1 protein-coding gene is annotated in these 410 nt (G+C 30.2%); it reads right to left on the bottom strand.

The genetic code is table 11. From position 1 onward, the window contains the following. Nucleotides 1-154 precede the first annotated feature (154 nt). On the bottom strand, nucleotides 155-410 hold a 256-nt coding region (locus KTQ83_RS12065), incomplete at its 5' end, for a transposase (protein ID WP_217256973.1).

Below are 410 nucleotides of genomic sequence, written 5' to 3'. Positions count from 1 at the left end.
CCTGAATTATTCATGAAAAGATAATAAAAGAAGATTAGCCTTGTTGATGGATCCAACTCGGCTAATCTTTTTCATTTTGTTTTCGAATGGTTTGAAATGAGTATATAAAAGGATATCAGACATTGCTGATTTTTTAAAATATAGGTTCAAAACGTTAAATCTGCAACACTTTATTCCAGTACTGAGTAAACTGAGTTTTATTTTTGTAGGCACTGCTAAAACTAAGCGTTACCTGTCTTGCGTGTTGTATCACTTTGACTGCTATTTTCTGATATTTCAATCGATATGTATTCATTCGTATTGTCTGATCTTTTTCTTCTAATATTGTTTGCTGGAATACATGATAAAGATTGTAGGCTAGACTTGAAATTAGAAAATCCATTTCATTTTTTACGAATTCTTTATGTGAA

Source organism: Holdemanella porci (genome assembly GCF_019052655.1).
Classification (GTDB): Bacteria; Bacillota_I; Bacilli_A; order Erysipelotrichales; family Erysipelotrichaceae; genus Holdemanella; species Holdemanella hominis.
Note: the sequence above shows the minus strand (reverse complement) of the source record. Positions and strands in the feature narration are given on the sequence as shown.